At 68.3% G+C, this 25,258-nt stretch carries 21 protein-coding genes and 2 pseudogenes; 13 read left to right on the plus strand and 10 right to left on the minus strand.

All coding sequences use genetic code 11. The features are described from left to right. Window positions 1-40: 40 nt before the first annotated feature. Complete coding sequence (locus AWZ10_RS42230) at window positions 41-1,723, minus strand: ABC transporter substrate-binding protein (protein ID WP_060893771.1); 1,683 nt, start codon at window positions 1,721-1,723, stop codon at window positions 41-43. Window positions 1,724-1,797: 74 nt separating this feature from the next. Further along, complete coding sequence (locus AWZ10_RS42235; RefSeq protein ID WP_079104665.1) at window positions 1,798-2,820, minus strand: LacI family DNA-binding transcriptional regulator; 1,023 nt, start codon at window positions 2,818-2,820, stop codon at window positions 1,798-1,800. 197 nt (window positions 2,821-3,017) lie between these two features. Here AWZ10_RS42235 and AWZ10_RS42240 point away from each other — a divergent pair. The 6 genes and pseudogenes from AWZ10_RS42240 to AWZ10_RS51140 all read left to right on the plus strand — a co-directional run. Then, window positions 3,018-3,335 (plus strand): annotated as a pseudogene (locus tag AWZ10_RS42240) (PfkB family carbohydrate kinase); the annotation flags it as partial. Between the two features lie 1,835 nt (window positions 3,336-5,170). Then, window positions 5,171-5,491, plus strand: a complete 321-nt coding sequence (locus AWZ10_RS52695; protein WP_167366042.1) for a hypothetical protein — start codon at window positions 5,171-5,173, stop codon at window positions 5,489-5,491. 164 nt (window positions 5,492-5,655) lie between these two features. Further along, window positions 5,656-6,240 carry a DUF5819 family protein gene (locus AWZ10_RS42250; RefSeq protein ID WP_159058560.1) on the plus strand — a complete coding sequence of 195 codons (585 nt, stop codon included), beginning with the start codon at window positions 5,656-5,658 and terminating at the stop codon, window positions 6,238-6,240. Beyond that, the gene (locus AWZ10_RS42255) at window positions 6,237-7,436 is read left to right on the plus strand and encodes an HTTM domain-containing protein (protein WP_063809849.1); all 1,200 of its coding nucleotides are present in this window, start codon (window positions 6,237-6,239) and stop codon (window positions 7,434-7,436) included. Before AWZ10_RS42250 ends, AWZ10_RS42255 begins: the two co-directional genes overlap by 4 nt. A 286-nt stretch (window positions 7,437-7,722) precedes the next feature. Beyond that, complete coding sequence (locus AWZ10_RS42260) at window positions 7,723-9,306, plus strand: ISL3 family transposase (RefSeq protein WP_244172745.1); 1,584 nt, start codon at window positions 7,723-7,725, stop codon at window positions 9,304-9,306. Between the two features lie 764 nt (window positions 9,307-10,070). Continuing rightward, a protein-coding gene (locus AWZ10_RS51140) for an IS5 family transposase (protein ID WP_167366044.1) occupies window positions 10,071-10,891 on the plus strand; the annotation gives its coding sequence in 2 pieces (ribosomal slippage) (window positions 10,071-10,413 and window positions 10,413-10,891; 822 coding nt in all). Here the strand turns inward: AWZ10_RS51140 and AWZ10_RS52700 are convergent. After that, a complete protein-coding gene (locus AWZ10_RS52700; RefSeq protein ID WP_060893782.1) occupies window positions 10,881-11,285 on the minus strand; it encodes a hypothetical protein in 405 nt (134 codons plus the stop codon). The genes AWZ10_RS51140 and AWZ10_RS52700 overlap by 11 nt on opposite strands. Window positions 11,286-11,885: 600 nt before the next feature. Here AWZ10_RS52700 and AWZ10_RS56135 point away from each other — a divergent pair. Together AWZ10_RS56135 and AWZ10_RS42280 are read left to right on the plus strand one after the other, a co-directional pair. Further along, on the plus strand, window positions 11,886-12,482 hold the full coding sequence (locus AWZ10_RS56135; protein ID WP_409001696.1) for a transposase: 597 nt from the start codon (window positions 11,886-11,888) through the stop codon (window positions 12,480-12,482). A gap of 206 nt (window positions 12,483-12,688) precedes the next feature. Then, a pseudogene (locus tag AWZ10_RS42280) lies at window positions 12,689-13,179 on the plus strand (NUDIX domain-containing protein). Between the two features lie 289 nt (window positions 13,180-13,468). Here the strand turns inward: AWZ10_RS42280 and AWZ10_RS42285 are convergent. Continuing rightward, window positions 13,469-14,119 carry a DCL family protein gene (locus tag AWZ10_RS42285; RefSeq protein ID WP_046706167.1) on the minus strand — a complete coding sequence of 217 codons (651 nt, stop codon included), beginning with the start codon at window positions 14,117-14,119 and terminating at the stop codon, window positions 13,469-13,471. A 333-nt stretch (window positions 14,120-14,452) separates the two neighbouring features. Here AWZ10_RS42285 and AWZ10_RS42290 point away from each other — a divergent pair, with 333 nt between their 5' ends. From AWZ10_RS42290 to AWZ10_RS42305, 5 genes are all read left to right on the plus strand, one after another. Beyond that, complete coding sequence (locus AWZ10_RS42290; protein ID WP_046706168.1) at window positions 14,453-15,082, plus strand: class I SAM-dependent methyltransferase; 630 nt, start codon at window positions 14,453-14,455, stop codon at window positions 15,080-15,082. 290 nt (window positions 15,083-15,372) lie between these two features. Further along, a complete protein-coding gene (locus tag AWZ10_RS42295) occupies window positions 15,373-16,005 on the plus strand; it encodes an SDR family NAD(P)-dependent oxidoreductase (protein ID WP_234360636.1) in 633 nt (210 codons plus the stop codon). Between the two features lie 476 nt (window positions 16,006-16,481). After that, window positions 16,482-16,628: a hypothetical protein gene (locus AWZ10_RS54725; protein WP_167366043.1), complete on the plus strand. Its 147-nt coding sequence runs from the start codon at window positions 16,482-16,484 to the stop codon at window positions 16,626-16,628. Then, window positions 16,628-17,152 carry an NAD(P)H-binding protein gene (locus AWZ10_RS42300; RefSeq protein WP_244172747.1) on the plus strand — a complete coding sequence of 175 codons (525 nt, stop codon included), beginning with the start codon at window positions 16,628-16,630 and terminating at the stop codon, window positions 17,150-17,152. Before AWZ10_RS54725 ends, AWZ10_RS42300 begins: the two co-directional genes overlap by 1 nt. A 370-nt stretch (window positions 17,153-17,522) precedes the next feature. After that, window positions 17,523-18,788: an alpha-L-rhamnosidase-related protein gene (locus AWZ10_RS42305; protein ID WP_244172744.1), complete on the plus strand. Its 1,266-nt coding sequence runs from the start codon at window positions 17,523-17,525 to the stop codon at window positions 18,786-18,788. A gap of 1,096 nt (window positions 18,789-19,884) precedes the next feature. Here AWZ10_RS42305 and AWZ10_RS42310 read toward each other — a convergent pair. The 6 genes from AWZ10_RS42310 to AWZ10_RS42335 all read right to left on the minus strand — a co-directional run. Then, entirely contained in the window at window positions 19,885-20,613 is a 729-nt protein-coding gene (locus AWZ10_RS42310; protein WP_060893783.1) for an alpha/beta fold hydrolase, read from the minus strand. A 34-nt stretch (window positions 20,614-20,647) separates the two neighbouring features. Then, window positions 20,648-21,403, minus strand: coding sequence for a maleylpyruvate isomerase family mycothiol-dependent enzyme (locus AWZ10_RS42315; protein WP_060893774.1), 756 nt, complete (start codon window positions 21,401-21,403; stop codon window positions 20,648-20,650). Then, the gene (locus AWZ10_RS42320) at window positions 21,400-22,233 is read right to left on the minus strand and encodes a fumarylacetoacetate hydrolase family protein (protein ID WP_060893775.1); all 834 of its coding nucleotides are present in this window, start codon (window positions 22,231-22,233) and stop codon (window positions 21,400-21,402) included. Before AWZ10_RS42320 ends, AWZ10_RS42315 begins: the two co-directional genes overlap by 4 nt. Continuing rightward, window positions 22,230-23,366, minus strand: coding sequence for a cupin domain-containing protein (locus tag AWZ10_RS42325; RefSeq protein WP_063809850.1), 1,137 nt, complete (start codon window positions 23,364-23,366; stop codon window positions 22,230-22,232). Before AWZ10_RS42325 ends, AWZ10_RS42320 begins: the two co-directional genes overlap by 4 nt. Next, a complete protein-coding gene (locus AWZ10_RS42330; RefSeq protein ID WP_060893776.1) occupies window positions 23,356-25,029 on the minus strand; it encodes a (2,3-dihydroxybenzoyl)adenylate synthase in 1,674 nt (557 codons plus the stop codon). The genes AWZ10_RS42325 and AWZ10_RS42330 overlap by 11 nt, the downstream gene beginning before the upstream one ends. An 11-nt stretch (window positions 25,030-25,040) precedes the next feature. Then, the coding region (locus AWZ10_RS42335; protein WP_060893777.1) for an acetate--CoA ligase family protein at window positions 25,041-25,258 on the minus strand (218 nt) is incomplete at its 5' end.

Here is a 25,258-nt window from a genome sequence, read left to right on the forward strand (position 1 = left end):
CCACCCGGGGAGGAGGGCGGCCGCCTGTCCGCGGGCGGCGTCAGCCCTTGACGGGCTTCAGCGACGTGAGCACAAGGACCGTGCTGCCGTTGCGGTTGCCGAGGGTGGCGTACGGGTTCTCCTCGGTGGGCCAGCCGGTGAAGCGGGCGTCCGTGTACGCGCCCCACTCGGGGCCGGTGAACAGCGGGACGACGGGCGCGTCCTTGTCGTACAGCTCCTGCAGACCGTTCATCTGCTCGCGCTGCGCACTCTCGTCCGTGGCGGCGGCGAAAGCGTCGATGAGCTTGTCGGCCTTCTTGTCGCCGAAGCGGTGGTAGTTCTCCGTGGCCTGCTTGCCGACCGGCTGCACCATCTTGGTCGACAACACGCCTCGGAAGTACTCGTACGGCGTGGCGCCGTTGTTGCTCCACACGATGCCGGTGTCGAACGTGCCGGTGTTGTACGAGGACGAGACCGCCGACCAGTCGGGCGTCTTCACGGTGGCGGTGATGCCGACCTTCGCCAGGTCCTGCTTGATGATGTTGGCGACCGAGATCCAGTCGGAGGAGGCGGAGCCGACGGAGATGTCGAGGGTGAAGTTCTTGCCGTTCTTCAGCTTCCGCTTGCCGCCGCTCTCCTCGTAGCCGGCCGCGTCGAGGGCCTTGGCCGCCGCGGTGCTGTCGTACTTCGTCCAGGTGCAGGAGGCGGCCAGCGACGTGTCACGCCACTTGTCGTACGTACGGGCCAGGCCCGTGCAGTCGGCGGGTTCGGCGTAGCCGTTCATCGCGACCTTGGTGATCTGGTCGCGGTCGACGGCCATGCTGAGCGCCTTGCGGACGGCCGGGTCGTTGAACGGCGCCTTGGTGGTGTTCAGCTGCCAGTTGATCATGGCGCCGGTGGCCGGGAACCAGTAGTGGTTGTGCTTCGTGTCCTTGGCGACGAAGGACTTCTCGATGTCCGGGATGAACGACTGCGTCCAGTCCACCTCGCCGTTGGTGAAGGCGATGTTGGCGCTGTCGTTGCCGGAGAAGGCGAGCATCTGGATGCCGGCGATCTGCTGCTTCGCGGGCTGCCAGTAGTCGGGGTTCTTCCGCAGCTCGTACGACTGGCTCTGGAACTTCTCGATCTTGGTGTAAGGGCCGGTGCCGACCGGGTTCGGGTTGGTGAACTTCGCCGGGTCCTTCACCTTGGACCAGATGTGCTTCGGCAGGATGTAGTGGCCGCTGATCTCGTAGAACGCGGTCGAGAACGCCTTGTTGAAGGAGAACTTCACCATGTGGGCGTCGACCGCGGTGACCTTGTCGAGGTAGTCGAAGCCGCCGAGCACCTTCTTCTGGAGCTCGAAGGTGTAGACGACGTCGTCGGCGGTGAGCGCCTGGCCGTCCGACCACTTGACGCCGTCGCGCAGCGTGAAGGTGAGGGACTTGCCGTCCTTGGCCTGCTCCCACTTGGTGGCCAGCCACGGCGTGTCCTTGGCGTCGGCCATGCTGTGCACCGCCAGCGGCTCGTAGACCGACTGGAGGGTCATGGGGGCGGCCTGCGGGGAGAGCGGGTTGAAGTTGCGCGTGAACGTCGCCAGATCCTCGCGCGGGATGGTGAGCAGCTGGTTGCCGGAGGTGTCACCGGCGCCGGCGGCGCCCGAGCCACCCGTACAGGCAGACAGGACCAGGGCTGCGGCGGCGGTCGCGGTGACCGCTCTCAGGACGGCTCGGGGCCGCCGTGAAGGTATGCGGGAGGGTGCCATAATGGAGACTCTTTTCCTCTCTTCAACACACAGGGCGAAGACGGGATGGGATTCCTCGGCGGACTGATTAGTGGTCAGACCGACGAGCGTTCGAGCAGCGGGCAGTCGATCGTCACCCGATGGGTGTCGAGCGGCTGCCCCGCTGCGAGAGCGGCGAGCATGTCGACGCCTTTGGTACCCATGGCCTCGAAGGGCAGGGCGAGCGTCGTCAGCTTCGGCCGCAGATAGGCGGCGATGAGTTCCTGGTTGTCGAACCCCACCACGGCCACGTCGTGCGGGATGCGCAGCCCACGTTCCTTGATCGCGTCGTACGCGCCCATCGCCATCCGGTCGTTTCCGCAGAACAGCGCGGTCGGCCGGTCGCCGGGCGGGCGGTCCAGCAGTTCGCAGGCGGCGGTATAGGCGCTGTCGGCGGTCGCCCAGCCGGGGACGACGAGGGAGGGGTCGGGGGTGATCCCGCTCTCGCGCAGGGCACGTTCGTACCCTTCGCGCCTGCCGATGGCGGCCGGGATCGCCGGATCGAGGTTGATGAACCCGATGCGGGTGTGACCGGCGTCCAGGAGCCGACGGGTCGCCTTGTATCCGCCCGACACCTCGTCGGGCAGAATGCACGGCAGCTCACCTGCCGAGTCGTAGCAGTTGACGAGCACCGTCGGCACCTCCCGGACAGCTTTCGGGAGCGTGACGGCGCGGTGCCAGGTCGTGGCGTACAGCAGCCCTTCCACCCGGTGCTCCAGCATCTGGTCGAGCGCGGCGGCCTCCTGGGCGGGGTCGCCCTCGCTCGCGGCGATCAGCAGGAACCTCCGGTCACCCCAGGCGCGGCTCTGCGCGCCCGTGATCACCTCCCCCGCGAACGGGCCGGTCACGATCTCGGTGATCAGCCCGAACCACCCGCTGCGGTTCGCGGCCAGCGCCCGCGCCCCGGCGTTGGGCCGGTAACCGAGCTCGTCGATCGCCGCCAGGATCCGCCGACGGGTCTCCTCGGGGATGGCGGCGCCAGGCTTGTCGTTGAGGACGAAGGAGACGGTGGTCCGCGAGACACCCGCGCGGCGAGCCACATCGCTCATGGTCACGCGCTGCGTCCTGTTCGTGGCCACTTCCAGTCCCTTTCGGTCGGCCGGAGGCGAGACACCGCCACCGGTTTCGCGCTTTAATAACGCGCGTTACTTCCTTGTGGCAGGGAAGTTACGTCCGTCTTGATCGGCATGTCAATACCTGCGCAAGGGCTGCATCAGGCCATCGATCCCGATGCCCTTCGCACCCGGACTCTTCCTGAGAGAGGCAGACAGTCACCATGGCCCGACCCCAGGCCCCCGTCAGCATCACCGTCCTCGGCGAGTGCGTCGCCGACGCCTTCACCGACCCCGCCCGGTCCAGCTCCGACGAGCTCTCGCTGCGGGCCCTGCCCGGCGGCGGCCCCGCCAACACCGCTGTCGCTCTCGCCCGGCTCGGCACCTCCACCCGCTTCCTCGGGCGCTTCTCCACGGATGTCTTCGGCACCCTCTTCCGTGCCCGCCTCAGCGCCTCCGGCGTCGACCTGACCGGCAGCATGACCGCCCCCGAGCCCGGCACCCTCGCCGTCGCCGACCTCGACGAGACCGGCCAGGCCGCCGAGGTGGAACAGCTCCTGCCGCATGCCTGAACGTGGCATGTCCGTTCCCGCAGACAGGACTGCGCAGGGACCGCTCTGCGCCTCGCCGTACTCGCCGCGCGAGCGGAGGTGACCCATCTGAGACGCGTCGTCGAAGCCGCCGGCTGTCACACCGACAGCGACGGGACATCGGAACATGCTCAGCTGTCGGCGGTCCGCACCTGAGCCGCTGGACGTGACCCTCTTCGACCGCCCCAACGTCCTGACCACACGGACCACGGGGCACCACACGAGAGGACCGGGTGATCGCTCAGGGCAGTTTCCTCTCGGGGCAGTTCCTGGCTCCCACCACGACCTACATTCCCGCGCGCCGCAAACCCGGACGACCATCACATCGAACGCCTCGACCCACACGCGCCGACCGGAGCGCAGACCCGTCGACACCGCCGTGCTCGTTACCAGCGGCCTCAACATGGCCTCAATCCATGGCACTACCGCAGCACGACCCGCCAGAACAGGTCTCACCAGCTACCCACCAGCGCGCATACGTGCAGGTCAGGCGCCTACCAGCTGACGCAGACCGAACCGGCCCCACACTCACGAGCAGCGGATTCAGTCCGTTCAGGAAAAGTTGACGCTCCGACAGCCAGAAATGATTGTTTCCGCAGGTCAGGGGCCTACTTAGGTGGGGCGGGTGGGACTCGAACCCACGGCCGACGGATTATGAGTCCTTTGAGGATCTTGGCGGTCCTTGCCGATCAGGGCCGATTCAAGGCGTTCTTGCAGGTCAGGTGTGTGCGCCTGCGTCGGCCTTGAACGATCCTTGTCGATTGATTCCTGTCCTTGCGGTCCCTCCGTGGTCCCTACCGCTCCTTGAGGGCCTGCCTGATAGGGAATCCCGGACGTCGTTCCCGCTCAGCCGACACCGTCGAACCTTGGCGCAGCGGATTCCCCTTCCAGCGCACAGTGCGGCGCGCCGGACGACGAAGGGGCTCGGGCGGGCTCGGGGCCAGGCGGACGTCCGCCTGGCCCCCGCACCTCCGCCGTACTGCTACACGGCGAGCCAGACCACCTGGTCCGGCGCCAGCAGGCGACCTTCGACCGGGCCGGGTGGCAGCGCCTCGCCGTCGGCATGAGGTCCGGACGCCTGGTCCGGGCCTCATGCCGACGATCGGTTCAAGCCGCATGTGTCTCATTCGCGGGGATTGAGGCCCTACGTCGATTCCGCCGCAGCCAGCTACCGCTACACCGGCGACCAGCCCTGACACCAAACCGCCACACAGCACGACGGGGGCTCTGGCCAGTATGGCCGGGCCCCCTTCGCCCTCCTGCCTCTCGACCGCAGGCCTGCAGCACCGACTCGCCCCCCTCGGACACCTCGGCGGCCGACTCGACGAGTTGCCCCTCGAAGACGTCACCGACGCCCGCTCCTTCGCCGCCAGGGTCGCCGTAACGCGACCGCCCTTGGGCGACAGACAGAGTGAAATCCTGTCCGTGATTCCTGCGACCGGGCCCGGCCCTCGCCACCGCCCTGAACGACCCCGACGGTGCCTGTAGTTGCGCCCTTCTGACTACTTCTCACCTGCCCGGTTGCCGCCGGGTTCCTGGACCTGCCCAGCCTGTAACCCCAAGGGCCTCCTCACCGGCGTCTGGGCCATGCCCGCACACGGGACGCTGGGGGCGAAGCAACGCGGTTCGCGTCAGTTCAACCCGATTGGTCCATTCCAAGCCGTGATTTCGTTACCTCCCCTCTTTGACCCCGGTTGGGTGCGGCAGCGGCGGCCGAGGGGCGCCGCCCTAAGGGAAGGCAGCCAATGAAGGGGATTCTCCGGACGGCATTTGTCGTGGCGTCCGTTGTGGGCGCCGCGGTGTTCGGCGGAGTCGCGTCGGCCGACGAGGGCGACACGTTCCAGCGCGATTCCACCAACATCTCGACGTCGAACAACCTGGACCACAACTGTGGCCAGGTCCGCTACGGATTCTGCAACCAGACCAACACCTTCAACCCCGTGGTGCTTTTGAGCATCCGCGATCTGCTGCTGGGCAGTGGCGATGACGGTGACACCGGCAGTTCCGGCAGCAGCGGTTCCTCGGGCTCTTCGGGCAGCAGCGGTTCCTCGGGTTCCTCGGGCAGCAGCGGTTCCTCGGGCAGCAGCGGCGCATCGTCCGCCGGCTGACCACCACAGGGGCGGCAGCCCGCCCATGACGACGTAACGGAATCCGGACCCGGCGAACAACGGAGCGCAAGCGAATGACGGGCTCTCAGAGCAACTCTTCCCGGGTCCGGTCCGGACCGGCCACGGCGGTATTGGTCTCCGCCGCCGTGATCATGTTGGGGGCCGTGGCCTGGCACGTAGCGGCGGTGTTCCTTGCGCTCGCGCCGGAGAACGGGATCTCGCAGACGTACAAAGAACAGATCGACGCATATTCCAGACCCACATTCGCCAGGGACTGGAAACTGTTCGCTCCCAACCCCCTCCAGGAGAACACCGCGGTCTGGGCACGCGTCGAGTCGGAGTCTCCCGACGGCCGCCGCCGGGTGAGCAATTGGGTCGACCTCACCGGGCAGGACATCGCGGCTATCAGAGGCAACCCCGTGCCGAGCCACGCGCATCAGAACCTGCTCCGCCGCGCCTGGGATTTCTACGCGAAGACGCACGACCTGCGCGACGGTCGCCGCGTGGACCGGCGCGGTGACCTGTCGGAGCAGTACCTGAAGCGGATCGCGCTCCAGCGCCTCGGCCGCGGGGACAGCGGCGGCACTCAAACCGTCGCCATCCAGTTCCGGCAGCAGGTGACACCGGTGCAACCACCCCATTGGGACACGCGCGACGCGGGCACCGGTTTCATGGTCCGCGCGGCGGCTCCCGGGACGCAGCCCTGGTGGCCGGTGAGGGAACACGACTACGAAGGGCTGGGGCTGTGACCAAGCGCCTCACCGATCTCACCACACGTATGACCGTCCTCCTCGACCTCGCCACCCGGGCACGATTTCCCTACCAGGCCGCCACGGTCCGCATCGGCTTCTCTCTCGTCTTCGCGGCCTTCCTCGTCCGCGAATGGCCCCACCGCCGGACTCTCTACGGCGACCACAGCCCCTGGTCGCAGGAGATGGCTCTGCGCGTCATCGGCGAGGACCAGGCCTTCACCGCACTGGCCTGGTGGCCGGGCCACTGGTGGTTCGAGACCGTCTACCACGGCACCCTCCTGGCGGCACTGTTGCTCATGGCCGGCTGGCGCACCCGTGCCATGTCGGCGCTCTTCATGGTCGGCGTGCTGTCCCTGGAGTTCCGCGCCCCCTACCTGGGGGACGGCGGTGACAGCGTCTTCATCAGCATGGCGGTCTATCTCGTCCTCATCCGCTGCGGCGAGGTCTGGTCACTGGACGCACGCCGTCGGCGCACAGGTGCGGATGACCGGTCCGGTCCGTTGCTGTGGCAGCTGACGGGCGTACTGCTGGGACTGGTGCTCGGTCTCCCCGACTTCGGATGGGCGGGGCTGCTCTGGGCACTGTGGGCCGGATGCGGTCTGCGGTTCGCGGCCGACCGCTGGTTCCCCCAACACGAGGCCCGGACCGTGCTGGACGGTCTCGCGGCCATGCTGCACAACCTCGGAATGCTCGTCATCGCGGTGCAGGTCTGCCTCATCTACGCCACCGCCGGCTGGTACAAGATCCAGGGTTCGCGCTGGCAGGAGGGCAGCGCGCTGCACTACGCGCTGCACCTGGACCACTTCCGGCCCTGGCCCATGCTGTCCGATCTGCTGGCGGCCGGGATGATTCCGGTTGTCCTCCTCGCCTACGCGACAGTCGTGGTCCAGGTCGCCTTCCCCTTCACACTCGCCTCCCGGAAGATCAAGAACACCCTGCTCGCAGTGATGATGGCCGAGCACGCCGGCATCGCGGTTGTCCTCGGGCTGCCATTCCTGTCCGCGGCGATGATTGTCTGCGACACCCTGTTCCTGCCGACCGCGCTGTTGCTCTGGATCGACGCCCGTCTCAGCCGCAGAGGTCTTCGATCCGGGGGCGGCAGGAAGGTCCCGGCGGCCGTTCCCTCCATCCCTGAGGGCAGAAGGCCCGAGCCCGCGAAGGCACCGGCACCGTCCGGCGCGACCCGGCCCTGACACGGAACCATAGGCTGCCGCCGTTCCCGTGTCCGGGAACGGCGGCACGTACGTGTCCCGCCCAGGGAGGGACCCCATATGACCCTTGTGCCAATCGTCCGACGCGTGCCCACTCGGTAACGGGGACGGGTGAAGTTGTCGGCGTTCGCTTCAAAGTGGCTCTGGCAAGATTTTCGTAGTCGGAGATCATCTCGGTGCGACGGTCAGTCCGCCCGCAAAACGGGCAGCCTTTTGACTGTGTTCTGTTGAACTAACCGAGCTGTTACCGCAGTTGACGGCTGTGCTGGTGGTCTCGGTCGATGTTTCTGGTCCTGCCGTTGTGATGCAGGCTCGTACGAGATCCGGTGCTCCAGCAGGGTGTACGGGGTGCGGCACGCTGAGCGAGTGGGTACACAGCCGCTACGTACGGCGCCTCGCCGATGCCGCGCTGGGAGGCAGGCCGGTCCGCATCGACTTGAGCGTGCGCCGTCTGTACTGCGAGAACTCGGCCTGCCCGAAGGTGACCTTCGCCGAGCAGGTGCCGGGACTGACCGTGCGCTATCAGCGGCGCACTCCGCTGCTGCAGCAGCTGGTCGAGGCGGTCGGCGTGGTGCTGGCCGGCCGAGGTGGGGCGAGGATGCTGCGTGTCCTCAACATCAGGCTGTCGCGGTGCACCGTGCTCGCGCAGCTGATGCGGGTGCCGCTGCCGCCGCTGGTCACACCCCGGGTGCTCGGCGTGGACGACTTCGCGCTGTACGGCGATACCTACGGCACTCTCCTGGTCGACGCCGAAACCAGACTCCCGCTGACGCTCTGGGAAGGCAGAGACGCCGAACAGCTCAGCCGATGGCTGCGCGGACATCCGGGTGTGGAGATCGTCTGCCGCGACGGCTCGCTTACCTATCGACAGGGCATCGCCGATGGCGCCCCACAGGCGGTCCAGGTCAGCGACCGTTTTCATTTGTGGCAGGGCCTGTCCCGGCGCGTTCAGGAAATCGCCGCCACCCACCGCGGCTGCCTGCCGGAAGCTCTCCCTGCCTCCGGAGCGACCGAGCCCGAGCTCGCGAACACCGCGGCGACACAATCTGAGCCGGCGGACACTCCGGCCGCCCGGCATGCCCGTCGGCTCCTCGAGGCAGTGCACGCGCTGACCGATACCGGCCGCTCCTACAGTTCGGCAGCCCGCGAGCTCGGCCTCGACCGCCGCACAGTGCGCAAGTACGCCCGCGCCCGAACCTGGCACGAGGTGGTCCGCCGACCTCCGCGCCGCCCCTCCACCCTCGACCCGTACCTCGACTACCTGCAGCAACGCTGGGACGAGGGCGAGCACAGCGCCAAGGTCCTGCACCAGGAACTCCTCACCAAGGGCTACTTGGGCCACTATCAGCGCGTGAAGATGGCCATCGCACCGCTACGGCGCGGCCTGCCCCTGGACGAGCCACGCGAGCGGCCGCCCTCACCACGCGAAGCCGCCCGCTGGATCATCACAGCTCCCGACCGGCACGGCCCGCACACCGCGCAACGTCTGCAGCGGATACTCGAACACTGCCCGGAGCTTCACCGCACCCACGACCTGGTCCGTCAGTTCGCCGCCATGCTCGATGCCCGCGATGCCGCATCCCTGCCCAACTGGCTTGACACGCTCACGGCCAGCGGACTGGCTCCGCTCGCTGGTGCCGCCGCAGCTCTGCGCGAAGACCAGCACGCGGTCACCCAGGGGATCACCACTCTCTACAACTCGGGGGTCAACGAAGGCCGCATCACCGACGTGAAGCTCCAGAAACGCATTATGGGAGGCCGTGCCAGCGTCCCGCTCCTGCGCCATCGCGTCGTCCTGATCGCCCACCTCCGCCGCCGTTTCGCAGGCGGACTGACCGTCGCACCGAGATGATCTCCGACTACGAAAATCTTGCCAGAGCCACGTTCGGGTGTACGCCGACAGAAGTGACCGGCCAGTCGGCCAACGGGGCAATGATCCCGAGCGCGCCAGCTCCCAGCAGGGCGTTCACCACCCCAAGTTGCACAAGGCCTGTTGGCGACCGGCCCACCGGCCTAACCAGTCGAACCGCAGGGCTCCACGCAAGAGGGTCGCGTAACCCATCGGTGCAGTTTCCTCTTCGGGCCGTTTCCTTTATCCATCGGCCACCGCCGGGACCCTCTCTCAGCGGCTACCTGCCGCCAAGGAACACCAGAGGCGCCATCGGCACGCAGGCCGCCGACGCCCCTGGACGACATCACTGATCGAGCGACACGAAGGCGACAGTGCCCCACAACACGATGAACAGCCGACGTCGCCCTACCCGCGCCCACGCACCCGCCGTGCCGGTATTCCGCAATGCCTCCATTGTCGGCCCCGTACTCGACTGCCGCGCTGGGGGCAACAACCCGTGCCGCGCAACCCGCAAATAGGACAGCGAGTCGGCGTGGAGACACCGTCGGACTGGACACGGCTGCGTCGTCCCGGTCCCTGTCCGGTCCCTGGACCTTGCTATCGAGCCTCAGGGCAGTCGCCCGGACGGCGAGCGACAACCACAAGAACCTACTTCGCCGCAGGTCAGAGGGGTTGGAGCTCCCCCGAGCGCCAGCGGTCTCCAAACTCGCGAGCAGCGGATTCAGACATCGTTTCTTATGGCGTGATCGTTCGTTGTTCCGTGCATGACGGATCTGGTTGAGCGGTTGGTGCCGGAGGAGTTGTGGGTGCTGTTTCGGCGGGTGGTGCCACCGACTGAGGTGATACGTCCGCAGGGTGGCGGCCGGCGCCGGGCGGGTGACCGCGAGGCCTTGGCCGCGATCGTCTTCGTGGCGACGTCGGGGTGCACGTGGCGGCAGTTGCCGCCGGTGTTCGGGCCGGCCTGGCAGACGGTCTACCGCAGGTTCGCCCAGTGGAGCCGGGAGCGGGTCTGGGCCCGGCTCTACCGTGTGATCCTCGACGAACTCGGTGCCCGGGGTGAACTGGACTGGTCGCGGTGTGCGATCGACTCGGTCAGTCTGCGAGCGGCAAAAGGGGGCCTTTGACGGGACCGAATCCGACCGACCGCGGCAAACTCGGATCGAAGATCCACCTGATCTGCGACCGCAATGGACTGCCCCTGTCGTTGGGTATCTCCGGCGCGAACATGCACGACAGCCAGGGTCTGGAGCCGCTCGTCCGGGGCATCCCGCCCATCCGCTCCCGCCGCGGGCCCCGGCGCCGCAAGCCGGCGAAACTGCACGCCGACAAGGGCTACGACTACGATCACCTGCGCCGATGGCTTCGCAAACGCGGCATCCGCCATCGCATCGCCCGCAAGGGCATCGAGTCCTCACAGCGGCTGGGTCGGCACCGCTGGGTGGTCGAGAGAACCGTGTCCTGGCTGGCCGGCTGCCGCAGGCTCCACCGGCGCTATGAACGCAAGGCCGAGCACTTCCTCGCCTTCGTCGGCATAGCAGCGACCCTGATCGGTTACCGCCGCCTGAACACCCTGCTCACGGCCTGAGCCGGTCCTGCTGCACATCGAAACAGACCAGCCCCATGGACTCCGCCACGGCCGCCGCATAGGCCGACGCCTCCTCAGCCATGCTGAATCGCATGGGGAAGTAGATCAGTGGCCCGCTGGCTTCGTTGATCAGCGGGCCGGTCGACCAGGGGGAGGTGTCCTCGTCGTCCTCGTCCTCGTCCTCGTCGTCCTCGTCGTCCTCGTCGTCCTCGTCGTCCTCGGTGAGGTCGCACCACCGCTCAAGCAGCACGGCGACATACGCCGCGATGCGTTCGGACGGAGGCTCTTCCGACTCGCTGTCAATGTAGCGGTTGTACAGGTCACTGAAGACCTGGCCGGCAGTCTTGTCATCCGCCGGCCTCTCGCCTTCCCAGACAGCAAGGTCATAGCTCATGACCGGAGACTCTAATGCCTCTCTGCCAGCCATCAGAAACGACGTCTCAGTCCGTTCAGGCAAAGCCGACGCTCCGACAGCCAGAAATGAACGTTTCCGCAGGTCACAGCCCTGCTGAAGTGGGGCGGGTGGGACTCGAACCCACGGCCGACGGATTATGAGTCCTTTGAGGATCTTGGCGGTCCTTGCCGATCAGTGCCGATTCACGCCGTTCTTCCAGGTCAGACATGCTGATCTATATCAGCCCTGTGCAGTGCTTGCCGGTCTGTTCCTGTCCTTGTGGCCCCTCAATGGCCCCTGGCGCTCCTCGAAAGCCTGCCCAATACGAAATACGGGGCGCTTTTCCAGCTCAGCCGATGCGGTTAAACAATGGCGCAGCGGATTCCCCTTCCACCGCATAAAGGCTCCACCCCGGTACGGCAGCCGCACCTCGTGCGGTGAGCTGCAGGGATGCTGTTGATCGACGCGTTGTCGTGACCGGTTTGGCGGACAGCGAGGCGGCCGCTCCTGGATCGTTGCTCTGTGACAAGTCAACACCCAAGAACAGCCGCTGCATTGATGGTGGAGGCCCGGCGGGCCGATGAGGGCATCAACGTCCTGATGGAAGGCATCCGTGGCAGCCTCGCCCGGATCCAGCCCTGGCTGACCGCTGCCTGCTACATCCGGGCAGTCCTCTCCGACCTGCCTAAACGCAACGGTTGGACCATCGCGGAGTGGATCGGGCACCGCAGCCCGGACAGGGTCCAACGGCTGTTGAACCAAGCGTCCTGGGACACTGGTGAGGTGATGAGGGTCGTCCGCGGCTACGTCATAGAGGGCCTTGACGCGGCAGCGCCGGCCCGCAGCATGACGGTAGGGGCGCTGGATGAGACCGGCCAGGAGGAGAAGGGCCAGGCCACCGCGGGTGTGAAGCGCCAGCACATGGGCTGCGCCGACGGGGTCGCCAACGGGATCAACACCGTGCACCTGTCGTATGTCCGGGGAGACGCGGGTCATGCGCTGATCGGCTGCCGGCAGTGGATCCCGGCCGTTCGGCCGCGGCGCGGCCGCGCGCACTCGCGGTCCGCCTCCCGGACCCGGTGTAGCCGACGACGTCGGCCTCCACGGTTTCGGCATGCCGGACCTTCTTCCTTCTCTGCACCAAGTCAAGTTCAGTGGTGTGTGGTGGGGGGCCGATCATCCCGCCCAGCACTCTGATCGCGGCGCCGGCGCCGAAGACGACGGGCGCAGAGTGCGTGGGGCGGAGTGGATGAGCCTGAGCACGATAGGTGTCGTATTCGCAGGACAACTATCGCCATCCTCGTCCGGCATCCACACGCAGGTGCTCTTGGTCCGGTTCCGCGGGTCGCCGGGAAGCGGCGTTGTCGGTGGGCTCTGCCAGGGTGTGCGTCGTGGATGAACTGGTGGAGCGTGTCGACGATCAAGATCGTGTGCTGGGGTGGCGGTCAGCCGTCGGCAGGCCATCCGGGAAGGTTGGCTGCACCGGGTCGCCGTGACGGTGTGTCGTGATGAGCGTGGGCGGATCCTCGTTCACCGGCGGTCGGAGCAGCTGTCGCGCTTCCCCGGGCTCTACGAGGTCGTGGTCGGTGGCGCCGTGGATGTCGGCGAGTCCTATGAACAGGCCGCCGCGAGGGAGCTGGCCGAAGAGCTGGGCATTCGTGTGCTGCCGCGCTTGCTGTTCACGTTCCTCAACCGCAGCGGTTTGAGCCCTCACTGGCTCGGCGTGCACGAAGCCGTGGTGCCGGACACCGTGGCCGCCGATCCCGATGAGGTCGCCTGGCATGGCTGGCTGACCGAGCCGGAACTCGACTCGGCCCTGCTGGAGTGGCACTTCACCCCCGACAGCCACGAAACCTTCAGCCGGTATCTCGCGTTCCGGACCGCACAGTCCTGACCTTGCCCGCCTCGCGGGCTGGGTGAGCCTGAGCACGGTAGTTGTCGTGTTCACAGGACAACTACCGTGCGGGCTCTGACCTGCGCAAACGGACTGTTCCTGGCGATACACGCCACCGCTTGGAGGGGGTTGACGGCGTTGTTCATCTAGGGTGCGAAGGCACTTTTCACAGACGGCATAGTCCGTTGTCAGGCAAATGGGCCCGGTGAGTGGCACCTCCAAGGTCCTGTCTGGGGCTGGACGATAGCGCCCGATTTACGACCTTGCTTCGGTCGAAACATGCCTTGCGTCACCTACGGAGGCGGCGCCGGTTCTCCTCCGCCGACAGAAGCCCCAGCACCGCATGCGCCTGGTGATGGATGAACCACCGCTCTGCCAGGTCACGATCCACGAACCGCCCCAACCCCTTCTCCGCCGAAGAGGTGAGCTCGATCGCCTCCCACCCACCGTGCGACTCGGCGAACTCCCGGGCGATGTCGTTGAAGGAAGGCCCACGGAAGTAGGCCACAGCGGTGTTGGTGCTTTCCAGCGGCGTACCGGAGTGATCCGATAGCAGAGAGTCGGCCGCCTTCCGGGACTCGAAGTAGACGCTGATGGTCGCCTTGACCTCGTCCCGCATCACGTTGAGAACCTGCTGACGGTAGGTCCGTGGCTTCAGGCACTCTCGGTATGAGAAGTCGATGCGACTCCCATCCGTGCGGATCACCTCGAAACCGGGATACGGGCCGCGCTGAGGCGCCGCGATCGCGAAGGCCTCGACCCCAGAACCGATCTTGTCGTCCGCGTTGGGGTGCATGTCGAGGAGGTCCAGCAGCAACTGGTGATCATCCTCCTGATCCACGATGCTTCCCACGTTGTACCGGTACAGCACCTCCTGTACGGCCTCCTGCGCCGCTCCCTTCGTGCGATAACGACGCTGCCCAATCCAGAACTCCGCCACGAGCTATTCCCTTCGTCGAACTCCCGCTTCACCCTGCGACGCCACCGTGACCGCCGCCAGGCATTTTGGATACCAACGTCCAGGTTTGTATGTTTATTCCCGGCTGTTCGAGGCCCGAGTGTCCGGGTGGCGGTAAGAGGCCTTGCGGCAGCGGCGTGCCGTACGTGCCTGAACAGCCCGCGGATATCCGTCAGGAACGTACTCCTGAAGGCCACTTGCCGTACGTGCCTTCTCCAAACGGCCGGGGGCCCGTGATCAGGTGACGGGACGATCAGTCCCAAGGGGAAGGGCCGGTATGGGCCGGAGAACGGCGGGGGTGTTAGCTTCCTGCCCGTGTTAGAACACCAGGATGAGACCAGGGCGGCCTACGACGGGGTCGTCGAGCTCTATGCGTCGATGTTCACTAGTCGGTTGGAGACGCGGCCGTTCGCCCGGAACATGATCGGCACCTTCGCCGAGCTCGTGCGTGACACGGGGAACTTGCGGGTAGCCGACGTCGGGTGCGGACCCGGTCATCTGACGGCCATGCTGCACGACTTGGGGCTGGATGCCTTCGGGATCGATCTCTCCCCGGCCATGGTCGACCACGCTCGGCGGGCCCAGCCGACGCTGCGGTTCGACGAAGCACGAATGGAGGCCCTGCCGGTCGAGGACGGCGCGCTCGGTGGAGTGCTGGCCCACTACTCGATGATCCATACCCCACCTGAAGAACTGCCCGCGCTACTCGCTGAGCAGGTGCGTGTTCTGGCACCAGGGGGTCTGCTCCTGGTGTCCTTCTTCGGCACCGAAGGGCCGGAGCCGGTCCGCTTCGATCACAAGGTGGCGCCCGCCTATAGCTGGCCGGCGGAGCAGTTTGCCGAGTTGCTGGCCGAGGCTGGGCTCGTCACGATGGCTCGGTTGCTCCACGACCCAGCGTCCGAGCGCGGCTTCCTCGACACACACTTGCTGGCCCGCCGCCCGTAGCGAGACTGACCTGCGAGAACTCTTGAGTTAGTTCGGTCAACATGCCTGACGCCCAATCTGCACCCTAGATAACAAGCACGGTGCGAATCTCCCGACAGATGTCGTGTAACGCCGGAGGGAACTCGCAGGTCGGGGCGGCGTGGGTCACGACAAGTAACGCGCTCCGGCACAGTGGAACGAGGTCGTGGTCCTGGTCGGTGGCCATTCCGGGCATCCTCGCCGGAGCCGGTTCCTGTCCGCCAGGGCAGGAACCGGCTCCGGGTGGCCGCCGGGGATTCGTCCGGATCTCCGTGTCGATCGCCAAGGTGTTCGGCCGTAACGGTTTCTCCGTGGCGCTCGTGGCGCGGACCCAGAAGACACTGGACGGGCTCGCCGCGGAATTGCGTGAAGCGGGGATCGAGGCAGCCGGGTTCGCGGCCGACGTCACCGACCGGCCGTCCCTGGTCGCCGCGTTCGCCCGCATCAAGGAGCGGTTCGGCCAAGTCGACGTACTGGAGTACTCGCCCGCGCCGAAGACGTCCACCGACGCCATGATCGCTCCGTTGGACGCGACGGTGGAGAACCTCCAGCCGGAGCTGGACTATTACCTGTACGGCGGTCTCACCGCGGCACAGCAGGTGCTCCCCGAAATGCTCGAACGCGGCGCCGGCACCCTCCTATTCACCACCGGCGGGTCCTCGATGGAGGTACTCGCCGGGCCGCCGGAGTTCGGCAACATCGCCGTCGCCACGGCCGCCCTGCGGGCCTACGTGCTCAAGCTCACCCAGGTGCTCGCCGGCACGGGCGTGTACGCGGCACACGTGCCGATCTTCGCCTGGATCGGCTCCGGTTGCCCGGAAACCCAAGCCGACACCATCGCCGAGCTCTACTGGGACGTCTACACCAAGCGCGAGGGCGCCGAGCACCCCTACGACATCCGGTGACAGAACGCGCGCGAGAGTGAACGCCGACGAAGAGCACGGCATGCGGTGCGGGGCGCCACAGGCGGCCCGCACCACGTTCTGTCGGCAGAAGCCGGGGTTCAGGGGCCAGTTCGCGTCAATGGCGAGGGCGAGCGTCGGCGGGACAGCCGCGAAAGCCTCCTCAACCATGGCCGTAGGAGGCCGCCCGCTCCTACGACCGCTCCGCGCTTGAGGTGGAGGCGGACGGGGACAACGCGGGCCGCGTACCGGTCGAGGACAAGTCACCTGAGACACCCGTGCAGGTCACATAACACCCGTCCAGGACCGTTCCGACCGGCAGATCGTGCAGCTCGTCCCACCCGCCCCTGAAACACCCGTCCCTACGCGGCAAGGCGGACAACGCACTTGTGTTCATCGACCTCCTCCGCCAGGCCGCAGCGCGACCGCTCCCGTCCCGCGGCCGCCCAAGCCACGTCCATCGTCTGACCCCTACTCAGGTGAGTGTCAAGACCAACCTGCTCATCCTCGGCGGCAGTGGCCGCACCGGAATCCATGTGCTCACTCAGGCCGCCGCACGCGGCCACCGGGTCGCGCGCTGGTACGCAACCCCGACGCCGTCCAGGCTCCGGTCGGCGTCGAGCTGATCCAGGGCACGCCCTCGAACATCGACGACATCCGCAAGGCCGCCCAGGGCAGCGAGGCGGTGATCAGCGTGCTCAACAACTCCCGTGCATCCGACAACCCCTGGGCCAAGGCCGTCAGCCCGCCCACGTTCATGACCGACGCCACCCGCAACACCCTGACCGTGATGGGCGAGCAGAACATCCGCCGGATCGTCCTCACCTCCACGCAGAACACCGGAGACGGCCGGGCCTCGGTCAACCCGGCCTTCAAGGCCCTCATCAAGCTCTCCAACCTCAAGGCCACCTTCCACGACCACGACGGCGTGGACGAGGTCGTGCGCGCCTCCGACACCGACTGGACCCTCGTCCGGGCTGTCTTCCTCGCCGACAAGCCCGTCGGCACCCCGGTGCGGGCCACCGAGGCCGGGACCGACAAGCCGGGCACGCGGATCAACCGCGCCGACCTCGCCGGCTTCCTCCTGGACACCGTCGAGCAGGGCATGTGGATTCGCAAGGCGCCTGTCGTCTGGAACGCCGGACGCTGAATATCCCGGCCCGTCATGTCTGCGGCGATCGGAGGTCGGCCGTGTCCTCCGATCGCCGCCTTGGACGCCGGCGCCTGCTCTGATTGGTGGACGGCATCTGGGAGCGGCTATGGGGTCAGGGGCAGTCTGCAAGCTCCGGTCGGCCATCAGGAGCACGATCGGGAACCGAGTCCGGGAGGCATCATGCGGCACAGTGGGTGACTGAGGCGGCGAGCGATCGGCGGTTTCAACGCCTGGGTCGTGAGACTCCGTTCGTCGCGTCGGTGGGGGAGGTGGGTCCGTCGCTATCTCACCGTCGTCACGTACACGGGGGCGGCGGTCGAGACGAACGTTCAGCACTCCGGAACGCCTCGGCTGGACCGGGGACATCATGGCCTTCTCCCCCACCGCGTGCGCCACCTTCGACAGCGGCACCTTCCTGGACAGCTGGCTCACCGGCCTGCGCATCGAACAGCGAGACGACGGCGCGGTCCCCCTGGTGATCCCCGACGTACCGCTCGGCGACCTGCTGACGAGCGAGCCGCTGTTCGCCGGCAGCGTTGCGGGCTGGGGCGACGCCACAACCGTCGTACCGGCCGCCCTCTACGACGCCTACGGCCGACGAAGCGGGCTGAGCCGCCACTACGAGGCGATGCGCGCCTGGGTCGAGTTCACCGTCGATCACCTGGACTCCGACGGAACCTGGAGCGGCAACCTCCAACTCGGTGACTGGCTCGACCCGACCGCTCCCCCGGAGGACCCGTCGCTCGCCACCACCGACTCCTCCTTCGTCGCCACCGCCTTCGTCGCGCACAGCGCCCATCTGCTCGCTGACGCGGCCCGCGAACTGGGCCATGCCGACGACGCCGACCGGTACGCCGCCCTGCACCGGCGTACCGCCGACGCCGCCTGGCACAAGTGGGGCGACCACGCCCGCACCACCCAGACCGGATGCGCCCTCGCCCTCCAGTTCGACATCGTGCCCACCGCCGAACGCGCCGCGGTGGGTGACGCCCTCGCCGCGCTGGTACGCGCCCACCGCGGACGCATCGCCACAGGCTTCCTCGGCACACCCTTCGTACTGCCCGCCCTCACGGGCACCGGCCATACGGACGAGGCGTACCAACTCCTGCTCAACCCGGAGTGCCCGGGCTGGCTCTACCAGGTCGAACGCGGTGCCACCACCATGTGGGAACGGTTGGACGCCATCCAGCCCGACGGCACCATCGACGTCGAGAACGCGGGCGTGATGCTGTCGTTCAACCACTACGCCTACGGCGCCGTCGCCGCCTGGCTCTACCAGTCCGTCGCCGGACTGCGACCCGCCCCCGGCTATCGGACCATCGAGATCGCGCCACGCCCGGGCGGCACGCTCACCTCCGCCGAGGCGTCGATCACCACCCCGTACGGTCCGGCGTCCGTCGCCGGGTCGCTCAGTGACAGCACCCTCGCAGTGAACGCCGTACTGCCCCCGGCACGACCGGACGGTTCCTCCCACCCGAAGGCTGGCACTCCACACAGGCCACCAGCCTGCTCGGATCCGGAAGCCACCACCTGGTCCTATGCCCTGGCACCAGTCCCTGAACTCCGCCGTACATCAACTTCCCCTCCGCGCACAGTAGTTCGGCCTGCCGGACCATCGGCAGCAGCGGGGTGACGCCGATGCCGCCCGCGATGAACAGGTACGTCTTCGAAAGCACAAGAGGGTAGTGGTTGCGCGGTCCACCGACGCCAAGCCGGTCGCCAGGGCACAGCGTGCCGTGGACGAGCGCCGATCCGCCGTGTCCGTGCGGCTCACGCAGAACCGCGATCCACGGCCCGTGACAGCCCTGCCTCACCTGTCTGCGATGTCCTCACACGGACGTGGTCGGACCATGGACCACCGAGGGCCATGTCCGGAGGGAGGGTGTGCCAGTTCGAAGTGGCAGCTGGTTCACACCTCCTGCGCGGCCCCGGCCGGCTTACCGGGCGGACGGCTTCGGAAAACAGGCCACTGGCGATCCCGCAGGGCCGTTTCCTGTTCGGGCAGTTTCCTCGTCCCCCACCCTGCGAACCAGACGTACCGGCAGCCGTGCCGCCCTCTCTACTGGTCCGGCATTCAACGAACCGCCCCGGAGAAAGCGTCGCCTGGACACGACTACGCCCTCCCGGCCCCTGTACGGCCCCTGGGTCCCGGCATCGGCCCTAAGAGGGCGTCCGCCCAGACCGCGAGCAACACCCTCAATCATCTACTCAGCCGCAGGTCAGAGGGGTTAGAGCTTCCCCGGGCATCGCCCGACTCCAAACCCACGAGCAGCGGATTCAGTCCGTTCAGGCAAAGTTGACGATCCGACAGGACAAAATGAACGTTTCCGCAGGTCAGAGCCATGCTGAAGTGGGGCGGGTGGGACTCGAACCCACGGCCGACGGATGATGAGTCCGCTGCTCTTCTCCACGACGATGCTCCCCGGTTGCCAGTCAGGCGGCAGAGTGCGTCAGCGAACTGTTTCTGCTGGATACCGGGGGGCACAGTCTGGGCCAGCGTTTCCGAGACCAGATCCGGACCATTCGCGGGCCAGCGACCTGTCACCCATCCCGGCCTGCCTCGTTTGATGGTCAACGACGTGCTAGCCCTGTACCACCAGCACACCGGGAACCCGCTTGCGAGCTGCTCCCGCGGAAGCCGGGCTTCTTCCAGCAGCATGCGACGGGCACCCGGCATGCTCGCCTCGGGTCAGGTGCCCTTCTCCGCAGGTGATGCGCGAGCCGTCGTCCTACACCGCGCAGGCCCGGACGAACGCGTCGGCCAGTTCGGCGGGGCGGGTGAAGAGTGCCTCGTGGCTGCCCGGGGTCTCGATGAGCAGCGGGTTCTTGAGCCGCTGGGGAAAGCGGGGGGCCCAGGCCCACTCGCCGGGAAGGGAGAGGTCCTCGGTGGACAGGACATAGGCGGTGGGAATGTCGAGCGCGGCGAACGCCGTCGTGTCCGGCTTCTCGGTGAAGGTGCCCAGAGGCTGCGGGACGAGCAGGGAGTGGATCATGCGCTGGGTCTCCTCATCGGCGTCCTGCATGAACGCCTGCTGGAAGACCTCCAGGGGAAACGTCACCGTGTCGTTGCCGGAGGCGGCCGCCACGGCGTGGAACATCTCGCCGTAGTGCGGCGGGCAGGCGTCGATCAGCGACTCGCCGTCCTGCGGCACGAACGCGCTCCAGAAGACCAGGCGCCGTATCCGAGCCGCGAGCTTCGGCGCCGCGCCGGTCAGGACGTAACCGCCCCAGCTGTGGCCGACCAGGGTGATGTCGGTCAGCCCGGCACGTTCGACGTAGTCCACGAGGCTGTTCACACAGTCGGTGAGGGTGACGCCGCGCGGGTCGTCGTCAGCGCCCAGCCCGGCCAGGGTGGGGGTGTGCACCTGGTGGCCGGCGGCTCTCAGCTCGTTCGCGACCGGGCGCCAGGCCCATCCGCCGTGACAGGCTCCGGTCACCAGGACGAAGGTCTCGCTCATGTCGATCTCCATTGCTCGATAGGACACAGCCGGCTCACAACCAGCGTGGAATGTCCGGGAGTTCTCCCGCGACGTGCAGTTCTTCGGTTCCGCTCCGGCCGGTGAGCCAGGCGGCGACGGCGTACGGTGGTCCGCCGACCGTGGCGCCGGGGGCGGGCGTGCCGAGGACGAGGGTGTCGTGGCCGTCCGCCGCCAGTTCGGCACCCACGCCCGGGCCGAGGCGGGCCGACATCCACCCGGCCACATCGCCTGCGAGGGCCCAGGCGAAGTCGGGCGGCAGCGCGTCCACGCCGACGCCGACCTCCAGATCGACCAGGTGGATCCACACTTCGCGGGCCCGCAGCCACGGCACTTCCGACGCCTGGATCTCGCGGCCCTGCGCGCTGACGACGGTGGCCGACCAGGCGTCGGCCGAGAGTGCCTCGGCGGCTTCCCGGAAACGGGTGGCGGACTCCCGTATGTCTGCCTGCTGTTCGCCCAGGGGGCGTCCGGCGCCCGCCTCGATGTCCGTGGCTCGTTGGTCCGGCGAGGCGTACATGGGCGTACGGATCCCGGTCCGGGCCCAGGTCAGCAGGTTGACCAGGGCGTCGGCGTTGCGCGCGAGGTGGGTGAGGAGGTGGCCGCGGGTCCAGCCGGGGAGGGCGGACGGCTCGGTCACCGCGTCGGCAGGCAGCGCGTCGACCGCCTGCCGCAGCGCGAGCTGCCCCGCCTCGGCCCAGGCCCGAGACCGCACGACGGAGACGGGAACGGGAACGCGGAAGGGAACGGGGACGGGGACGGGGACGGTCACAGCTTGTCCTCGACGACGGTGTTGACGCACTCCCCTATGCCCTCCACCACGGTCCGTACGACCTGGCCGGGCTTCAGGAACACCTTGGGATCGCGGGCCGCGCCGACCCCGCCCGGTGTACCGGTGAGAACGAGGTCACCCGGCTCCAGAGTCGTGAACGTGCTGAGGTACATGGCGATGTCCGCCGGGGTGAAGAGCAGGTCGGACGTGCGCGAGCGCTGCATGACCTCGCCGTCCACGTCCAGGCGGATCTCCAGGTCGGCCGCGTCGTCGATCTCGTCGCCCGTCACCAGCCAGGGCCCCGCCGGGGTGCTGGCCTCCCACGCCTTGCCCTGCAGCCACTGCGGGGTGCGCCACTGCCAGTCCCGCATGGAGATGTCGTTGACGACGGTGTAGCCGGCGATCGCGGCCGCCGCCTCCTCCTCGGTGGCCCGGCGGCGCAGCCGGGAGCCGATGACGAAGCCGAGTTCGGCCTCCCAGTCCAGTTGCTCCGTCTCGCCCGGGTGGACGATGTCGTCGCGGGCGCCGAGCAGGACGTTGGCGAACTTGGCGAAGAGTGCGGGGTGCGACGGCATCTCCCGGCCCATCTCCGCGATGTGGGTGCGGTAGTTGTGGCCCACGCAGAAGATCTTGGCCGGGGTCGTGACGACCGGGGCGAGGTCGAGCGCGGTCACGTCGTGCGCCGGCCCGTCGGCGGCGGCCGCGTGGGTACGCCAGTCGGGGCGGCGCAGCAGGGCGGCTACGTCGGGGGCACCGGTCTCCACGGCCCTGGCGCCGTCGAGGCGGACGGCCGCAGTACCGGCGGCGGTGCGGATGGTGGCGAGCTTCATGCGCGGGTGCTCCCGGAGTTCCCAGCCGTGTGCGGCTTCTCGGTGGTTTCGGTGCGGGCGAGGTTGAGCGCCTCGTAGAGGGGCGCGTCGCCGAAGGTGAACAGGTCGAGCTGCGCATGGGCGGCGATGGTGAGCGCGCACCAGGAGGGAACGGCGATCAGGTCGCCGGCGGCCACCTCGATCACGCGGTCGTCGAGGGTGACGGTGCCGGTGCCGCGGAAGACCTGCCAGACCGAGGAGCCCACCGTGCGGCGGGTGGCGGTGGCCGTGTGCGGGCGCAGGCGGTGCATCTCGGTGCGCAGGCCGGCCAGGGCGTCGCGGCCGGTGGCGGGGTTGGTGAAGCGGATGCCGGCGTGGCCGGGCTCGATGACGCCGGGGTGTCCTTCGTCGGCCAGCTCCAGCTGGGCGGTGAGGGCGTCGTCGGTGTCGGCCCAGCGGTAGGCCATCAGTGGGGAGTCGGGGCTGTCCTCGGCCGCTATCGGGAGCCGTCCGGGGTGGCCCCACAGCCGCTCGTTGCGCGACCGGGTCGGGGTCGAGCGGTCCGACACTCCGTCCTCGCCGAACTCGAAGAACCCGGCGTCCAGGCGGTGCACGAGCGGGATGTCGAGGCCGTCGAGCCAGACCATCGGCGCGTCGCCGACGTGATGGTGGCCGTGCCAGTGCATCGACGGGGTGAGCAGCAGGTCGCCGGGCCGCATCTCCACGGCGTCGCCGTTGACGACCGTCCACACGCCCTCGCCCTCCAGGATGAACCGGAACGCGCCCTGCGAGTGGCGGTGCGCGGGGGCGACCTCGCGCGGGCCCAGGTACTGAATCGCCGCCCAGAGATTGGGAGTCGCGTACGGCCGTCCGGGCAGGCCGGGGTTGGCGAGGGCGAGGCCGATGGCGCGGCGCTCACCGCCGCGCCCGACCGGCACCAGGTCTCCGGACCGGCGGGCGAGCGGCAGCAGGGTGTCCCACTGCCAGACGTGCGGGACCGCTTCGGGCTGCGGGGTCATCGGCATGAGGGTGCCGATCTCGGTCCACAGCGGGATGAGCCCGGCTGCCGCGAATCCGTCGTACAGCTTCCGGAGTTCGGGGTCCGTCTCCTGCGGTGCTATGACGGGCGCCATGCCGTCGGTGTCACTGGTCATCGGGGGTTCCTTCGGCGTCGAGCCGGCGCGTGATGTCGGCACGCAGCGCCTTCTTGTCGATCTTTCCGACCTTGGTGGCGGCGAGTTCGGGGACCGTCACCAGCCGGTCCGGGAACTTGAAGCGCGCGATACCGGCGCGCTCCATGACGTGGTGGACGTCGTCGAGGGTGACCGTGCGGCCCGGTTCCGGTACGACGTAGAGGCAGACGCGTTCGCCGAGCCGGTCGTCGGGCATCGCCACGGCGGCGGCGCGTGCGATGCCGGGGGTCTGGTAGGCGAAGTTCTCGATCTCCTCGGCGGAGATGTTCTCCCCGCCCCGGATGATCATGTCCTTGTCGCGGCCCTCGACGACCAGGTTGCCGTCGGGCAGCAGCCGCACGATGTCTCCGGTGCGGTACCAGCCGTCCTCGGTGAACGCGCGGGCGTTCTGCTCCTCGGCCCGGTAGTAGCCGCGCGGGGTGTACGGACCGCGGGTGAGCAGCACACCCGGGGTCCCCTCCGGGACGGGGTTGCCCAGCTCGTCGACGACGAGGATCTCGTCGTCGTCGCACATGGGGCGCCCCTGGGTCGTACAGATGACGTCCTCGGGGTCCTCCAGGCGCGTGTAGTTGAGTAGCCCCTCGGCCATCCCGAACACCTGCTGGAGTGTGCAGCCCAGCTCGGGACGCACCCGGCGGGCCACGTGGTCGGCGAGCCGGGAGCCGCCGACCTGCAGCAGACGCAGTGAGCTCAGGTCGGTTCCGGGGTGTTCGCGATGGTGGTCGAGCCAGCGCTGGGCGATGGCCGGGACCAGGGCCGAAGCGGTGACGCCCTCCTGCTCGATCAGCGGGAACGCCTTCTGCGGGTTGGGGGAACCCAGCACCACCCGGCCGCCGTTCAGCAGTACGCCCAGCAGGCCCGGGCAGGCGAGCGGGAAGTTGTGACCGAGGGGCAGTGCGGCGAAGTAGACCGTGTCGGCGCCGAACGCGCAGACCTCGGCGCTGCGGCGGGCGTTGTAGAGGTAGTCGTCGTGCGTGCGGGCGATGAGCTTGGGCAGCCCGGTGGTCCCGCCGGAGAGCAGGAAGACGGCGATCGAGCGGCTGTCGGGCCGGTACGCGTCCACGGCGGCCCGGTCCTCGGGCGTGCCGGGCGCGGCGCACAACTCCCGCAGGTCCACGGCGTCGTCGTCGGGTTTGTCGCCGAGTACGAGGATGTGCCGAAGGGTGGGCGAGTCGTCGGCGACCTCGAAGGCCATCGACTGGTGGTCGTGGTCCTTGAGGACGTCCGGCACCGCGATGGCCACGGCCTCGCTGTGCTCGACGAGGTAACCGATCTCGTGTCTGCGGTGCCCGGGCAGTGCCATCACCGGGATGACGCCGAGACGCAGACAGGCGTAGGTGAGGATCACGAACTCGGCGGTGTTGGGGAGTTGCACCACGAGCCGGTCGTCCGGGCGGAGCCCGAGGGCGGCCAGGCGGAGGGCCACGGCGTCCGCCCGTTCGGCGAGTTGCCGGTATGTCAGCCGCCGGTCGCCGTCGACGAGCGCGACCGCGCCGGGGGCGGCGTCGGCGGCGGCGTGGAGCCGGTCACCGATGGCGTGACCTTCCCAGTAGCCCTTCGCGGTGTAGCGCTCGGCGTATTCCGCGGGCCAGGGGACAGCGCCGTTGCTGCTCGGCCTTGGCATGATCGTTCTCCTCAGGTGCGGTCGGCCGTGTGCACGATCACGGCGTCCAGGGCGATCAGCCCGTCGGCGGTGAGGCGCAGGGGGTTGATCTCGATCTCGGCGGTGTCCGGACTCGCGGCCAGGGCGGCGGCGAGCGACGACACGACCCGCCCGAACTCGGCCCGGTCGAGGACCGGCCCGCCGCGCCAGCCGTCGAGCAGGGCGCGCGCTGCCAGGTCGTCGGGCATCC

This window comes from Streptomyces europaeiscabiei (assembly GCF_001550375.1).
Lineage (GTDB): Bacteria > Actinomycetota > Actinomycetes > Streptomycetales > Streptomycetaceae > Streptomyces > Streptomyces europaeiscabiei.

Bases quoted from the DNA above. Each gene is read 5' to 3' on its own strand.
- AWZ10_RS42230 (WP_060893771.1), bottom strand. From the start codon at position 1,723: ATGGCACCCTCCCGCATACCTTCACGGCGGCCCCGAGCCGTCCTGAGA.
- AWZ10_RS52700 (WP_060893782.1), bottom strand. From the start codon at position 11,285: ATGAGCTATGACCTTGCTGTCTGGGAAGGCGAGAGGCCGGCGGATGAC.
- AWZ10_RS56135 (WP_409001696.1), top strand. From the start codon at position 11,886: ATGGAAGGCATCCGTGGCAGCCTCGCCCGGATCCAGCCCTGGCTGACC.
- AWZ10_RS42305 (WP_244172744.1), top strand. From the start codon at position 17,523: ATGGCCTTCTCCCCCACCGCGTGCGCCACCTTCGACAGCGGCACCTTC.
- AWZ10_RS42310 (WP_060893783.1), bottom strand. From the start codon at position 20,613: ATGAGCGAGACCTTCGTCCTGGTGACCGGAGCCTGTCACGGCGGATGG.
- AWZ10_RS42320 (WP_060893775.1), bottom strand. From the start codon at position 22,233: ATGAAGCTCGCCACCATCCGCACCGCCGCCGGTACTGCGGCCGTCCGC.
- AWZ10_RS42325 (WP_063809850.1), bottom strand. From the start codon at position 23,366: ATGACCAGTGACACCGACGGCATGGCGCCCGTCATAGCACCGCAGGAG.
- AWZ10_RS42330 (WP_060893776.1), bottom strand. From the start codon at position 25,029: ATGCCAAGGCCGAGCAGCAACGGCGCTGTCCCCTGGCCCGCGGAATAC.